Annotated in this window: 13 protein-coding genes; 6 read left to right on the top strand and 7 right to left on the bottom strand. The window is 63.0% G+C overall.

Annotated elements, in window-relative coordinates:
- Nucleotides 1–50: 50 nt before the first annotated feature.
- From ACFXN1_RS14425 to ACFXN1_RS14440, 4 genes are all read right to left on the bottom strand, one after another.
- Nucleotides 51–1268 carry an IS4 family transposase gene (locus ACFXN1_RS14425; protein ID WP_379405354.1) on the bottom strand — a complete coding sequence of 406 codons (1218 nt, stop codon included), beginning with the start codon at nucleotides 1266–1268 and terminating at the stop codon, nucleotides 51–53.
- Nucleotides 1269–1337: 69 nt separating this feature from the next.
- Nucleotides 1338–1577 carry a hypothetical protein gene (locus ACFXN1_RS14430; RefSeq protein WP_379446245.1) on the bottom strand — a complete coding sequence of 80 codons (240 nt, stop codon included), beginning with the start codon at nucleotides 1575–1577 and terminating at the stop codon, nucleotides 1338–1340.
- A gap of 969 nt (nucleotides 1578–2546) precedes the next feature.
- Nucleotides 2547–4127 carry a tyrosine-type recombinase/integrase gene (locus ACFXN1_RS14435; RefSeq protein WP_379463593.1) on the bottom strand — a complete coding sequence of 527 codons (1581 nt, stop codon included), beginning with the start codon at nucleotides 4125–4127 and terminating at the stop codon, nucleotides 2547–2549.
- 191 nt (nucleotides 4128–4318) lie between these two features.
- On the bottom strand, nucleotides 4319–4576 hold the full coding sequence (locus ACFXN1_RS14440) for a helix-turn-helix domain-containing protein (protein ID WP_379444653.1): 258 nt from the start codon (nucleotides 4574–4576) through the stop codon (nucleotides 4319–4321).
- 447 nt (nucleotides 4577–5023) lie between these two features.
- On the opposite strand from ACFXN1_RS14440, the gene ACFXN1_RS14445 reads away from it, so the two are divergent.
- The 3 genes from ACFXN1_RS14445 to ACFXN1_RS14455 all read left to right on the top strand — a co-directional run bounded on the left by ACFXN1_RS14445 (nucleotide 5024) and on the right by ACFXN1_RS14455 (nucleotide 8526).
- The gene (locus tag ACFXN1_RS14445) at nucleotides 5024–6727 is read left to right on the top strand and encodes an IS1634 family transposase (RefSeq protein ID WP_379444654.1); all 1704 of its coding nucleotides are present in this window, start codon (nucleotides 5024–5026) and stop codon (nucleotides 6725–6727) included.
- 124 nt (nucleotides 6728–6851) lie between these two features.
- Nucleotides 6852–6995, top strand: a complete 144-nt coding sequence (locus ACFXN1_RS14450; protein WP_379444655.1) for a hypothetical protein — start codon at nucleotides 6852–6854, stop codon at nucleotides 6993–6995.
- A 148-nt stretch (nucleotides 6996–7143) separates the two neighbouring features.
- Nucleotides 7144–8526: a serine hydrolase domain-containing protein gene (locus ACFXN1_RS14455; RefSeq protein ID WP_379444657.1), complete on the top strand. Its 1383-nt coding sequence runs from the start codon at nucleotides 7144–7146 to the stop codon at nucleotides 8524–8526.
- Here ACFXN1_RS14455 and ACFXN1_RS14460 read toward each other — a convergent pair.
- From ACFXN1_RS14460 to lysS, 3 genes are all read right to left on the bottom strand, one after another.
- Entirely contained in the window at nucleotides 8507–9259 is a 753-nt protein-coding gene (locus tag ACFXN1_RS14460) for a hypothetical protein (RefSeq protein ID WP_379444658.1), read from the bottom strand. The genes ACFXN1_RS14455 and ACFXN1_RS14460 overlap by 20 nt on opposite strands.
- Nucleotides 9260–9313: 54 nt before the next feature.
- Nucleotides 9314–9706, bottom strand: coding sequence for a multiprotein-bridging factor 1 family protein (locus tag ACFXN1_RS14465; protein ID WP_379444659.1), 393 nt, complete (start codon nucleotides 9704–9706; stop codon nucleotides 9314–9316).
- Between the two features lie 144 nt (nucleotides 9707–9850).
- Nucleotides 9851–11548 (bottom strand): lysine--tRNA ligase, encoded by a 1698-nt coding sequence (gene lysS / locus ACFXN1_RS14470; RefSeq protein WP_379444661.1) that lies wholly within the window; start codon nucleotides 11546–11548, stop codon nucleotides 9851–9853.
- Nucleotides 11549–11865: 317 nt separating this feature from the next.
- Here lysS and ACFXN1_RS14475 point away from each other — a divergent pair, with 317 nt between their 5' ends.
- From ACFXN1_RS14475 to ACFXN1_RS14485, 3 genes are all read left to right on the top strand, one after another.
- Entirely contained in the window at nucleotides 11866–12498 is a 633-nt protein-coding gene (locus tag ACFXN1_RS14475; protein WP_379444662.1) for a hypothetical protein, read from the top strand.
- Nucleotides 12499–12725: 227 nt separating this feature from the next.
- On the top strand, nucleotides 12726–12941 hold the full coding sequence (locus ACFXN1_RS14480; RefSeq protein WP_379444664.1) for a helix-turn-helix domain-containing protein: 216 nt from the start codon (nucleotides 12726–12728) through the stop codon (nucleotides 12939–12941).
- Nucleotides 12931–15003, top strand: coding sequence for a restriction endonuclease subunit M (locus tag ACFXN1_RS14485; RefSeq protein ID WP_379444665.1), 2073 nt, complete (start codon nucleotides 12931–12933; stop codon nucleotides 15001–15003). Before ACFXN1_RS14480 ends, ACFXN1_RS14485 begins: the two co-directional genes overlap by 11 nt.
- The last annotated feature ends 115 nt before the right edge of the window (nucleotides 15004–15118 follow it).

Consider the following 15118-nt stretch of genomic DNA (forward strand, 5'->3'; position numbering starts at 1 on the left):
GTCGTTCGAGGATCTCGGCGACAGCCCTTGCGATGCCGGTGGCGAGCCGGTCAGGGGGAAAAACCCGCTTGCCCGGTGACGTGTCGCCGGACAACGCGGAGAGCGCGGACGAACGACAGCCGTAAGGGATCGTTTTCACCGAGATCGGCGGCGTGATGCATGAGTTCACGGACGGCGTAGTGGGTCGTCAGAAGACCCCAGATCTCCTGGCGCACCATGGCGGGGCTCTGCGAGCGCAGCAGTCGGTAGCTGCCCCGCTGGCGGGTTTCGATCTCGGCGAGGCTGGTCTCGAACTCCCACCGGCGGTGGTAGGTGGCCGCCAGCTCGGCTGCGGTCGCCTCGTCGGGATCGAGCAGAGTGGTGATCAGCCGGATCGGGCCGGGGGCGTCGCTGTCGCGGTTGGCGATCTCGTACTCGACCACCCGGACCTGCACGCCCTCGGGGACGGTGTCCAGGCCGCGGGCGCGGTGGCGGCGGATTCGCTGGCGCTCGACATCGGTCATCAACCGCGACAGATACGATCCGTCCGGAAGGTCTTGCACGACATGCAGTTTCAGTCCGGACTGCACCCGCCACAACAGATCCGCGCCGGTGTCGGCGGCCTCACGCCAGAACTCGTGACTGAAGAACCCGCGATCGGCGAGGACCAGCATTCCCGGCTCGAACGCGGCCAGCAGCGGACGGGTGATCTCCCGCTCGTCGGTGGTGACCGCACCGATCTCGGCATCGACGATCGCGTGGGTGGCGCACTCGGCCAACCCGACGACCTTCACCTTCGGATACGGATCCTCCAAGCTCTGATGGGTCTTCCCGCGCCCGAACACTTCCTCGTTGTCCGGTGTGTCGGGAATGTCCATCTGAACACCGTCGACGGCCATCACCCGCCGCCCCGCCAACCATGCGCCCGCGGTGCCCGCGCCGGCCAGCGGGACCGCGACCCGCCGATACAGCTCCCGGACCGGTTCCTCACCGAGGCGGGCCCGGGCCTTGCACAACGCCGGCGACGTCGGCACCTGCCAGTCAGCATCCCACGACCGCAGAAACCGAAGCCCGTCAACGAGTTTGCGCAGCACCTCTTCGTAGGCGTCGTCGAAGAACAACGTCATCGCCAGCACGAAGTAGACCACCACCCGCGCCGGCAACAGCCGCCGCCGCTTCTCGACCCGACCGGTCGTAACCAGCACCTCGTCGACCAGATCCGGATGCACTACCCGGGTCAGCACACCCAGCCCGATCCGGTCGGTCAACCGGCCCGCCACCTCCACCACGAACCAGCACCCTACCCCGAAACAATTTGCTACACAGCAACTCTCGCGCCGCGGTCCGACGGGCTGCCGTCACCACGCCCACCAGCGCAAACGCCGTAAGTTAATGGCATTGGCATGAAACCCGGGGGGATTCACAGCCCAGTACCCATCGTCGTACCCGACAGGCCAGTCCGTCATGCCATCAAAGGACGGATCTTGGTAGGTCTTGTGGTGGTCCCCGGGCGTCCTGGCGCCCTTGGGGTGGTCGCCGTCCTTCACCCCGTCCTTGAAGCCTTCCGCGAAACCACGCTGGTAGTCATTCCGGCTCACTTCGACTGCCCTCCTTGGCTTTACGACTGTTCTGCCCGTCTGGAGTCCCGGTAGTAACCCGGTAAGGCCAACGGAAATGGAGGCTATCCATGGCCGTAGAGCATGTCCGGCAGTGTCGGGGTACCGACCTCGCATGGATGCGAGTTTCTCGCGCCTGACGCGACCGGTCGACGCCGCCAGGTGAATCACGGCCGATCAGAAACGAGTTGGATTCCCGCGGCGACCACAGGAACCTCGTGTTCGGAGCGCATAGGTCAGATCAGCAGCGCGGCAGCGTGCCGCTCCGGAACAAGCCGTTGCCATCCACGTACCCGCCGTATGTCCAGCCGAACCAGTCTATTTCGGTGCCGATGTTGCCATACCACTCCGCGATCGTCCGGTACCGATGTTGCCCGCGTTAATTGACTGGCCAACGGTCCAGCACGTGGCATAGATGCCTTCGTGGTTTCCGGGGAAGAGGTCCGGTGCGCCGACTTCGCCACCCGTAGTGTTGTACTGGTTGTTGGTTGTAGACACCTACGCCGTATGCCGTATCGAGGTAGGTCCACGAAGCGGCGGCCGCAGAAGCCATCGAGACGATCATCGCGCTGCAGGCGAGTAGGGTGGCCGCGGCGAGCACGGTAACCAGTTGCCCGATCCTCGTCCGCACGCCTGCGTGTCGGCGGCGGTTGGGTCGCATTGGGGGGTTCGCTTGCGTCAACGGTTTTCGCATGGGATTCCTAGGTTCGCTCGATGCGTCCGATGTGCTCAGTCACCGAACTGAGTTGGACGGTAGGGCGTTTCTAGCCCACGAGCACTTGCACGAACCGCGGCCTATGTCCGAAATTCCCTGGCTGAGGCAGCTTTCCGGTCCGGAACATCTTCTACCGGTCCGGTGATGTAGTGATCGATGACTTTTTTCCAAGCGATCGAGCCTGGTCGGGAGTGATTTTACGGCGTCTGAGGGAGGGCTCGGGCGCTCCGGCTTGCCTAGAGCTTGCCAACCGGCCGTGGTCTGCGTTCACCTGCTGGCCCGAAGAGGGCGGCTCCGGCCGCCTTCAACTCGTGAGGATGGGCGTCGGAGTAGATGCTCAATGACATGGCTGGATCGTGGCCGTGCCACGCTGCGACAATGTGTACCGGGATATCCGAGGCGAGCATCAGGGACACCGACGTGTTCCGCAGCCCCTTCAACGGGATTCGGCGCAGTCCGGTGCGCTTGCGAATTCGCTGAAACTCGGCGGAATACCAGTCGGGCCGGACCGGGTTCCCGTTCTCGTGCACCGCGATCAGCCGATCGTCCGACCAGGATGCACCCATTGCCAGGCACTCCGCTTTCTGCCGGGTCTTCAACGCGCGCAGCGCGGCCTCTAGATCTCCGGGCGGCGGAAGATCGCGACGGCTCCGGCGAGACTTGGGCAAGTTCTCCTCGGTCTCTCTGCCGATGGCGACCCGCCCCCGGCGCACCCGCAACGCGGTGGCATCGAACCGGTGCCACCGCACGCCCAGCACTTCCGAGCGGCGCATCCCGTAACACGACATCAGCCAGCACGCGGCCAGTCGTTCGCTGGCGATCGCAGCTCGGAAGACTTCGACCTCGCTCATGGTCCAGGACTTCGCGTTGGTTTCGTCGTCATCGATGTCGGTGATGTCGTCAGCTGGCCGGTCCACGAGTGCAATGACGTTGCGCGGCATGGCACCCTGATCGACATAGGACTGAACCATCATGCTGAAGGTGGTCAGCGTCGACCTGACCGTGACCGGCTTGACGCCCCGATGCGCCACCGCGGTGGGCGGTGGCGCCAGCACGTAGACAGCCCGTCGAGGGCGGGTCACCCGGCCCGCCCGGACGAGGCCGGCGAGGCAGTGATGTACGTCCCTGCCGAACTCGGCCTTGAGTTCTGCGGTCGAGATGCCTTCCGGGTGGCGTGCGATCACCGCTGCGACCTGCGACACCAGGCTGTCGGGCCGAGGCTGCCGGGGGGAGCGTCTTCCCTCGGTCAGCATCCACTCCACGAGAGCATCCCCGTCCTGCTTGGTGAGGTGCGCCAGCTTCTTAGGGCCGAGTCGGCGGCGTACCGGTTTCAGGTCTTGGCGGCAGCGCTCCAGTGAGTTCCGCCGGATTCTCCGCCGATCGGCCAGCCACTGGTCACACGCTTCGTCGACGGTGATCTCCACGAGCTTGGCGTAGGTTCCGCGTGCGACTTCTGTTGTGATCCGACGATATTCGCGCCGTGCCTCGGCTAGGGTCCGATAGGTGGACTGCTGTCGGTTGCGAGTACCGTCAGGTTTTGTTCCGATGTCGACCTGGAACCGATAGGTCACCGTGCCGTTCTTCGCGATGTGCTTGTTGATCGGCTCGGCCCGGCGTTTCCTTCTGGTCGGCGGTTGTGTGCCGGGCATACTGGGCCTCCTCTGTGCGGGTGGATTGCGGGGGTAGATGGGCGGTGTCGACTCAGGCTGGCGACAATTCGAATGACCAGCCGGATTCGGCGAATTTCGTTTGGCTGCAAGCATTTCGGAGCCCGGAGGCATCGACGATGCGCGGAAGGGGTAGGAGTGCGGGTGCACCAAACACGCAAGGTCGCGTGCCGTTGTTTCGCCTCGCAGTCCGTTCGTGGGGACAGGTATGAGGCCGCGGGATTGCCGTTCGACCGAGCGGAAGTGAGACCTTCGCGTTGTCCAGACGCAGGATCTGCACTGCGTGGTAGACGAGCGCGGCGGCGGACGGCGGAATGCTGCGGCGGCCAGTCGAAGAAGCTCTACTGTGCGCCGATGTCCGGTTCGTCCTCGACACGTAGTGCCTCGCGAATCCATCTGGATGGAATGCGCACTCGGTGGCCGACCCGAATAGCGGGTAGCTCACCCGATTTGACTGCGGCATAGACGGTGGAACGTCCGATCCCGAGGAGTCTGGCCGCGTCAGGTATCGATATCGTTGGCTCGGCCAGCAGGCGTCGCAACGCTTCTCCAACACCCGTGTCGGTGGCATCGCGTTGAATACGAGGGTGTTTGGACATAAAAAGCTCCTGACAGGCTTGTTGCCCGGTCAGTCCCTCGCGATCTTCAGGATACCGTCCTGCTCTGTCAGTTTCGTTTGACCTGTTCCGCTGCCGATGGGGAAAGGTTGTCGCTCGGCGGAATTCGCGAAGTCACCCTGCGTTGTCACGCGGTGATCACATCAGTCCTGTTCGCGGCGCTGGCCCCACGTAGCTCACCCGGCGACCTTCGGTTGCCCGCTGGTGATGGCGCGCCGCGGATGGTCGACGACACTCGCACAGGCGACTCACCGCCGCGGGTTTGGACAAGCCCGCGTTCCGCAGAATTCGGGGGTTCTGGAGGGTGGTGAGGGTACGAATCTGCAGGTCGCGGGGTCTGGAACCAGAGCTTCGGGCTGAAACTTCCTAGAGACGCGATTTTCTGATTTCAGCCCGTTGTTCTGCTGATTTGTCGTACAGTCTGGAGTTGTGTACGTGAAGACGACCAAGCGGGACAACAAGTCTGGCGTGGTCAGGTATCTGCATCTGGCCCACAACGAGTGGGATCCGGACAAGGGCCGGGCGGTGCCGAAGGTGCTGTTCACCTTCGGCCGCGAAGACGAACTCGACCGTGACGCGGTGAAACGCCTGGTCGCGTCGTTGTCGCGGCTGCTGGATCCGGCTGAGGCGCTGGCGGCGACCGCGGCCGATTCGGGGTTGACGTTCTGCTCCTCCAGGGCGTTCGGTGGGGCGTATGCGCTCGATCACCTATGGCGGTGGCTGGGCATAGATGCCATCATCGGCGGACTCCGACAGCCCAAACGCGGTCGGCACCGCGATGTTTCGGCCATCGAGCGGGTGTTGTTCGGCCTCGTGGCCAACCGGGCGTTGTCACCGTCGTCGAAACTGGCTGCCGCGGACTGGATCAGCCACGACGTCCACATCGATGAACTGCCCGAGACCAGCGACGACGCCTGCTATCGGGCGATGGACTGGCTGCACGAGGTGCACCACGACCTCGAGCATCGGGTGTTCGACCGGGTCGCGACCTTGTTGAACCTGGAAGTCGATCTGCTGTTCTTCGACACCACCTCAACCTATTTCGAGGTCGAAGACGCCGACGAGCCCCTCGCCCGTGACGAGAAGGGCTGCCCGACAGTCGATCCCGATACCGACAAAACGATCGGGTTCCGCACCTGGGGCAAGTCCAAGGATTCGCGAGACGACCTGCCGCAGATCGTGATCGGGATGGCCGTCACCCGCGACGGGATCCCGGTGCGGTGCTGGTGCTGGCCGGGCAACGCCTCGGATCTGGTCCTGATCCGGCAGGTGAAAGACGACATGCGGGATTGGACGCTGTCGAAGATCGTGTGGGTCACCGACCGCGGCTTCTCGTCGGCGGAAAACCGGCGCTACCTGCGTCAAGGAGACCATCACTACATCATCGGCGAGAAACTGCGCTCCGGATCCGCCGAGGTCAAGACGGCAATGTCGCGCCAAGGCCGCTACCTCGATGTCGCCGAGAACATGCGGGTCAAGGAGGTCCGGGTCAGCGAGACCGAACGGTTCGTGATCTGCTTCAACCCCGAAGCCGCCGACCGCGACGCCGCGACCCGCGAACACCTGGTCACCGCGCTGCGCGAAATGATCGACGGCAGCGACGAATTGAGCGACTTCAAACGCGGCGAGTTGCGCGGCAAGATCGCCGGCAAGCCCGGGCTCAACCGGTTCCTGCGTGTCACCGCCACCGGGAAACTGCGCGTCGACGCCGCGAAGATCAAGACCGAAGCCAACTTCGACGGCAAATACCTGCTCCGATCCAGCGACCCGAACCTGTCCAGCGAAGACATCGCGGTCGGCTACAAGCAGCTTCTCGAGGTGGAACGCGGCTGGCATGACATGAAATCCGTCCTCGACCTGCGACCGGTCTACCACCGCCTCGAAGAACGCATCCGCGCCCACGTCATCCTCTGCTGGCTGGCGCTGTTGCTGGCCCGTATCGCCGAAACCCGCACCGGCACAACCTGGCCCACCATTCGCCGAGAGCTCGACCGCCTGCACGTCGGCACCTTCACCGGCCCGGCCGGCACCTTCCGCCGCCTCACCGAGGTGTCCAAACCCCAACGTGACCTGCTGACCCGCCTCGGCGCCCCCACACCCAAACAGATCGTCGAACTCACCCCAACTCCCTGACCAGCACCGATACCCGCGCCTAGAGACACGCTCTCCAGGCGCGTATCTCCATGTCACCGCAGCTCAGACCATAAATCGTGACTCCAGACACCCGGAATTCTGCGGAACCCCGGACAAGCTGGCAGTGAGTTTCGACCAGTATCACTTGGTCCAGCCGACCGCCCCCTACGTCGGTGAGGTGTCGTCGACCATCCGCGGATTGAGAGCGGCCCGCACGTACAACGCGTTGATGATCGGATCCCGGGACGCGACCGCGGGTGAGGGCTAACTCATTGCCAACCAACGAATTTCGTCGCGGTCGCGCATTCGTCGAGTTGGCGGCGCGGCTGAGCTTCTGGTTCGAAATACTGCCCGGCACGTTGTGCACTGTGGGCTTCCAGCGTGTATCGAGGCGATGTTCCCGCGGAAGTCCAACGATGCGGACAAAGAATCTGTCCGCATCCACCAGATCACGGCTGTGTGAGATGCTGGTCGGTGACGGAAAGGGGCCCATGGACACCGACTTCCAGTCCAAACTGGCAGCTCGCGTCGCACATGAACAGAGCGCCAACCATTTGCCCAGCCTGACCGTCGCCGCCGGACTAGGTGGAGTACTGCTCGCAGAAGCGTCGGCGGGGTTCGCTGATCTGAAGAACCTCGTGCCGGCCAACATCGACAGCCGCTACCGAATCGGCTCGATTACCAAGACCTTCACCGCTGCCCTCACGATTCTGCTGTGCCGACGAGGCACTCTGGATCTCGACGCCCCGGTCGGGCGGTACCTTCCCGGAACGCCGTTCGATCACCTTCCGCTGCGGATGCTGCTCTCGCACAGCAGCGGACTGCAACGAGAAGTCCCAGTCGACATGTGGGAGAGCATGCAGGGGCCATCGAAGAGCGAGCTTCTCGATGCCTTCGGTCGCGTCGAATTCGTCGCTGAACCAGGACAACGATGGCACTACTCCAATCTCGGGTATGCGGTCATCGGGCAGATCATCGAGCAGGTCACCGATCAGTCGTGCGAGGCAGCGATCGAACGAACCTTCCTCGAACCCCTCGAATTGACCCGGACCAGCTGGACCCCCTCGACCGATGCCGTCCTTGGATATCGCCTCGATCCATACACCGACAGCGCTCATCGAGAGCCGGTCATGGACCAGGCCGCTGCCGGGGTCGGCGGCCAAATGTGGTCCACCCCAGCAGATCTTCTGAAGTGGGGACACGCCTTGTGTGGAGGAGAACCGACCGTCGTCCCGTCCACCGTCATCGACGCCATGCACACGTTGCAGATCATGGTCGACACCCAGACCTGGAAACGTGGATGGGGACTGGGGCTCATCCTCGACCGGCACGGAGATCGTGTTCTCGGCGGGCACACCGGGGCAATGCCGGGATTCCAATCGGCCCTGAGCGTCGACCGCCGCAGCCGCACAGTGGTCGCCGCACTCACCAACGTCACCCGCGGCATATCGCTCAGCGACCTCGCCGCCGAGGTAGCGCTCGATGTGATAGCTGGCCGAGCTGAGCCACCGACACCAGCGTGGCAACCCGCACCCCCGTGCCCGGAAGACGTGCGAGATCTGCTCGGCATCTGGTGGTCCGAATCGGACGAGATAGTCCTGCGGTGGTGCCGCGACGGCCTACACGCTCACCTCGCATCCGATCCCTCAGCTACCGATACGCATTTCATGGCTGAGGGTCCGGGGCGCTTCCGCGCTTCTGCGGGGCGTCTGCAGGGTGAGTTGCTCGTCGTGACGCGAACCTCGACGCAAGTCGAATTGCGTTGGGCGACTTACCCACTCACCCGATCGCCACGATGAGGTCGTGGAGCCGCTCGCGCGTGTCGTCAAGACTGGAGGTGGCGCGGTCGGTCGTTCGGATCTTCCGATCGACCGACCGGAAGACTCGGGCAACGCGAGGAGTGATCGGCCCGTGCTCCGCATAATCGAGCGTCCGACCGATCCCGGCAACGGCATCGTCGATCCTGCCAAGCCGTAGGTTGGCATCGGCGCGTTCGAGTTGCCAGATGATGTTGTTCCTGACAAACCCGGTCGGCCCAGCACCCTCCTGTTCCTCGAGCGTCGCTACCGCCTGGCGGGGGTCACCAAGATCCAGCAGACACGATCCGCGATGTCCCGTCAGCGCCCCCGCATCGAAAACCGCGAGCCAATCGGGATCCGATTCCTCTGCTTGATGACACGCAAGCTCGGAGTCTGCCGTGGACAGCATTCGCCGACAGAGGTCGGCTTCGCCCATTCTGGCGTGTGCCCGCGCGGCGATGGTCGCGACGAACGCCGCCAGACGCCGATTGCCGCTGCGATACGCCCACGCCAGTGCACCATAAGCCTGCTCTGCGCCCCGGGCGGGTTCGCCCGTCCACGTACTCATGAATGCCGCGTTGGGTCCACCGATATACGCGACGAGATCGAGAGCTCCCGCGCGTTCCGCCGATTTCCGCGCGTCGGTGAACAGGGACTCAGCCTTGTTGCCTTGGCCGCGATCGAACATCATCCAGCCCGCTAGCTGCTGCGCTTCGGCCACTGTGCGCAGCAAGGTCGCTCGTTGGCCGACTGCAACTTTCGGCGCGAAGGTTTCGGCGGCTCGGGCCTACCCGACTACCTCGTCCAGTCGATCTGCTGCCATGGTGTGGTCCGCGCTACGGACCTGTCCGATCAGATTCCGTAGCCGTTCATCGGCCACATCCGGTGTGAACGATTTCAGCTCCGGAAGCTGCGAATCACCAGGGGTTTCGATGAAATCCGCGGCGAGGCGCACCAATTCGCCTCGCGCACCAAGCGCTTCATCGAGCCGTCGTACGAGATCCGGATGGGGTCGGCGCTGCGCCTTCTCGATCTTTCCGATCAGGTCACCGCTGACAAGTACCGTCTTGCCGAGCTCACTCAAGGACTGGTGGGACATGGTCCTGCGGTCACGCAGCTCGGCACCGAACGCGGCAGCTGCCGACGAACGAGGATCGAGTTCACGAAGCGCCTGCCCCACGAGGGGATTATGCGCGGGCCACAGCGCCTCTGCACGAGATATGTGAGCCTGAATCGATCCACCGACCGCCGCTCGATTCGGCGCCGATGCTCCGCAAACTCGCGGCGTCGAGACATCGGTGCGCTAGCTACGGCCGCTTCGACATCAACTGGGGGTGAGCAGAGTACGTGCGCGGTCCGGGCCAAGCGACAGCAGTAGGGTCGGCAGTCGCGGCCCCGTGTCACGAGAAACCAGCAGCTGATAGAGCGCCTTGAAGAAGGTACGCTGCTGCTTCTTCAACTCCGGTGTCGGTTCGGCATCTGCGGGCAACCCGACCATCAACTTCGGTACCGCGTACACCGTGGTGGTGAGATCGGGAAGCGTCCAGTTCTCGCCCATCCGGTCCACGAGCATCGCGACGCCGTCACGGGTGGCGGCGTCGAGCCCGCTCCACGCGTCGGCATTGAATTCCGTTCGGACGATGGTTCGTTCGCCTTCGGGCAAGGACTCGGTGTATCGGACCGCGTTGCCCAGACGGGGTTCCAGCTCGGCCAGCAGCGCTTCGTCAGTCTCCGGCAGATCCTGACCATTGCCCTCGGCAGTGAGTTGTTCACGAAGCAGGCGTGCGATCTGAGCGGTATTGCCGGCGGTGATATCGACAAGGGCAGACAACAGCCGGAATGACACCGGTCGAGCCGACTGCTCGACCGCACCGACGTGGGTCCGCACACACAACTCATGCAGATGCGTCTCCACCGGAGAGGCTTCTCCCGCAGCAACTTTCGCGCTATAGCGGTCCCACTCGTCGTAGAGCCGGACAATTGCAGAAGGCGACAAGTCGATGGTGAATCCGTTAGAAGGCAGACGGCGCGCGTACAGCCACCGCACCATCGGCGGTTCGAGAATCTCCAGGATCGTGTCGGGTGTCGCCGCGCCCCCGGCGCTGCTCGACAACTTGCCGCCGCCTCCAGCGGGCCGAACGAACGAGTACACCGCCGTCGACGGGGCTTCCGCGTCGTAGAGCGCCCGGATAATGACTCGACCGGACGCGAACGAGCTGGTCGGAGCGTGGTGGTCCTCACCCGCGGGCTCGAACTGAACACTTTCGAACGCCCAGCGCATCGGCCAGTCCACCTTCCAGACCAGTTTCCCGGAAGGATGACTGCCGTCAGCGAGGCTGTGCCCACCGCTGTGTCCGCACCGGCACGTGTACGTGATAATGGTGCCGTCCCAACCGGCCACCTCTGTTGAATCTTTCCCGCACACTTCGCAATACGGCTTGTACGGGTAGTAGGCGCCGCGTCGCTCCTCGACGGAAGTCTCATGGCGGCCTTCGGTTTGAAAGGTCTCCAGAATGTCGAAGACCTCGCCGCGCCGATCAAGCGCCACACGAATCTGGGCGTTGTAGGTCCCGGCCGGGTACGCGGCCGACTGCCGCACCTCCCGCATACGGACACCCAGGCGTTCCAGCGCATCGGTGAACCGCGTCATGTGCCGTACCGCGTATGACTCGAACTCTCCGCCTAGATCGGGAACCGCGGCCAGGGGCTTGCCGACATGCTCGCCCCACTGCTTCGGCACCCCCGCCGGCACCTTTCGGAACCGGTCGTAGTCGTCCCACGAGTGGTGGTGAATCGCGTCAAGGCCCCGGGCGAGCAGCTCCTCAGCGACCAGGTGCGCAGTCATTGCCTCGCGCAGATTGCCCAGGTGGATGTCACCAGAGGGGCTGATACCGGACGCGCACACCAGCTTGGTCGCGCCGGTCTGTTTCGCGTGCTCGATCACGGCATCGGCGGTACGGGCGATCCACGACGCCTCACTGGTGGCGTCACGAGTGTCTGGGGTAGCGGGGCTGGAGAGCACCGGTACACGCTACCAGCGGTGACCAGCCGATATTCGGCCGTGTCCTACCCCGTGCGCGGCAGTGGGTTTTAGGAGATAACCAACTCGGCATTGACAGTGAAGGTATCGCTCCACGCCTCCGGGCGTACCGAACTCCCGATCTGTCGGTCGGTAGGAGCTGCGGTACCTCGCACGATTCACGAGCGACCTGCATAACATGCAGGTCGTTGATGGATCATTGAATCTGACACTGCCGCAGTGGATTTCGGTCTCTCTTCGCAGGAAGCTGTCGGTCTTCTGTGTAAGGATATCCACCAGGCGATGGAGGAGGAATCCAGGTGGTCGATGCGACAGCTCCGTTCGAGTTCGTTGAGCCTATTCTCGACGAACTAGGCTGGACTTGGTTTGACAGCTACGGCGAGCGCGCATGGTTTCGGTACGCGTGGAGTCTTCTGAATCCCGAAGGTATTACTGTCCCAGATCAAGAAGGGTCGGGCACTGATGCCGCCATACGGGCGGTAGCACTGTGGGCGATCACGAAGGCCTTCTTCGCCCAGGCATTCGATGAAGGCCACGTGGACGACTGGAGATACTCGATCGCAGGGGTCGTTGATGAGGAGCCTCTGATTGACCGGTCTCAGCTGATCGATCGGCTGAGGATGGAATACGGTCTCTCAGAGGATCTTTCGGTGGGCGTCGCTTCCAAAGACGACGTTGAAGAACTGGATGATGAGGTCGTAAACGAGTTCTTTCAAAAACTGGTGGTGGATACGGCCTGGACGATCGGCGCTGAACTTCTGAAGGAACTCGACGAGGCGACTCTGTTCGCGTCGCTGTGGTGCTCCCGATCCGGAGGCGCTGTCTTCCCGCTCGGGATGGCGGCGGTCGGCGAGATTGTCAACGGTCCGAGCGCCACGTGGCAAATGGTCGGTGTGTACGGCTGGGTCAGCGACGGCATGTCGATCCTCTGACGAGCGGCCTCGATACGAGCCGCGGCCCCTGGAGCTCCAATCGCGGACCGGCAAGACTTCCACGGTTCTGGGCTCAGGCCCGGTACGACCAGGTCGGTACCTAACCGGCCGTATCCAGGTACATCTGGTCTAAACCCGGTTAAACCGGGGTAACTCATGCCGAAACCCAGTCAGATCGTGTTTAATGGGAGTACGCGCCGAGTAGGCGAAGTACAGGAGGGTCGCGCATGGATGATCGATGGCTGTCGGTGGACGAGGTTGCCGACTACCTCGGCGTCAGCAAGGACACCGTGTACTCCTGGGTCACAACCAAGGACATGCCGGGGTACAAGGTAGGCCGCTTCTGGAAGTTCAAGCGTGATGAAGTTGACGCCTGGGTTCGCGCTGGTGGCGCGGCCAGTGGATCTGACGACCTTGAGGAGACAGCCAATCGTGAGCGATAGCCCCGGGATGTACGAGATCGACCAGGCGGGAGACAGTGAAGTTACCTCGCTAGAGGAAGGTTGGATCCTCGACTACATCACTGGTGATCCGGTCAAGGATAGCCCCAAAGAGCAAGTGCGCCAAAGGATTGCCCGCGCTCTGTTCCACGAGTACGGTATCTCGGTCGAGGACATGGTTCCTGATTACAAGATACGAATCGACGGGCGGCTCAAGAAGGCCGATATCGCTGTCTTTCCTCCTGGGCTTGAGAAGACCGACGAGAACCTGAGGCGAATTGTCATCTGCGACAAGGAACCCAAGATGGGAACCAAGGGCGCGTACAAGATGCGGGATCACGAGCAGGCGAAAAAGGAGTTTGGCCTGTTACATGCTGCGATGGCGGAGGCAAAAGACTGCCGTTATGGCTTGTGGACCAACGGTCTTGAGTTCTTCTTCTTCGAGAAGGAGGAGACTCGGTTCGATGTCAAGTTCCGACCCTTGGGCGACTGGCCGATGGGTGACGACACCATCGGTTCGCGGACTGTCGCATCGAATGCCCAGCTCCGACGCGCTGATCGCGAGATGCTGCTCACTGCCTTTCGGCGGTGCCACAACTACATCCACGGTAACGAGGGGATGCCCAAGGACGCTGCGTTCTGGCAGTTCCTGTACCTCATCTTCGCGAAGATGCACGACGAGCGGCGTGGGCGCGACCAGCCACCGCGCTTCTGGGCTGGCATGTTCGAGAAGGAGGTCAACGGGCACCGGCAACTGGTCGATGAGCAATTCGACTCCGATGGCCAGCGGGCCATCCGGGCCCGCGTCGAGCCTCTGTTCGATGAGATCCGGGAAAAGTACACCGGCAGCATCTTCCGCGGCAATGAGCAGATAACGCTCTCCGATCGCGCGCTCGCCTTTATGGTCGGTGAACTCGCGAAGTACGACTTCGGCCGAACCGACCTCGACGCCAAGGGTGCCGCATACCAGGAGTTGGTGGGCACAAACCTGCGTGGTGACCGAGGACAGTACTTCACCCCCCGCGGGGCTATCGACCTCATCGTGGCGATGCTCAATCCCAAGGAGGGTGAACGCGTCCTGGACCCAGCTTGCGGCACAGGGGGCTTCCTGGTCTCCACGCTCAAGCACATGGACCGACGGTTCCATGAGGAGGAGAGGATCGAGATCGGGGAGGAGTCAACGGACGACTTCTTGTCCATCCGCGATCGTTTGATTGCGTACTCGCGGACCAACCTGTTCGGGGCGGACTTTGACCCGTTCCTGGTGCGCGCCGCCCAGATGAACATCGTGATGGCCAGCAACGGTGAAGCGCGCCTTTTCAACATGAATTCGCTGGAGTTCCCAGCCGGCCATCTCGCGGGCGCCGCTGAAGCTCGCGGCGTGGCTGACCTCGGCACAATCGATGTGGTTATGACGAATCCGCCGTTTGGCTCGGATATCCCGATAACCGACCCGAATATCCTGAGGAACTACGACCTCGCCCACATCTGGGAGCGAGCTGACGATGGTAGCTTCCGCAATACCGGTCGGCTGCAAGGCAGTGTAGCTCCGGAGGTTCTATTTATTGAGCGCTGCTACGACTGGTTGCGGCCCGGCGGGCGTATGGGGATCGTCCTGCCCAATGGCATTCTCGGGAACTCGGGTGACGAGTACATCCGATGGTGGATCCTGCGGCATTGCTGGGTGCTCGCGAGCGTCGATCTTCCGGTCGAGGTATTCATCGTCGAGGCCAACGTGAACATCCTCACCAGCTTGCTTTTCCTCAAGAAAAAGACCCAGCAGGAGTTGCAGGCTGAGGATCTTGGCTCGCAGTCGGACTACCCGGTCTTTATGGCTGTGGCAGAGAAGGTCGGCTTCGACAGGCGCGGCAACACGCTGTACAAGCGCAGTCCGGATGGTGAGGAGATCGTCGAAGAGGTAGTGCACCGTGAGCGTGTGCGGGTGGCGGACCGATCTGTCCTGCGTGTCCTCAAGCGAAAAGAGAAGATGGTTGACGATGACCTTCCTGTGATCGCCAGAGCGTACGCAGACTTCCTCGCTCCTCACAGGGGGGCAGAGGCGTGAAAGTTAAGACTGTGCCTAGCTCGTGGCTGGGCCGTGACGGTCGTCGCCTTGACTGTGGTCCTTATACGTCCGGCGTAGTTGAGACGCGCGAACGCCTTCGGTCATTGCGATGCCA

The organism is Nocardia sp. NPDC059154, assembly GCF_042755705.1.
Classification (GTDB): Bacteria; Actinomycetota; Actinomycetes; order Mycobacteriales; family Mycobacteriaceae; genus Nocardia.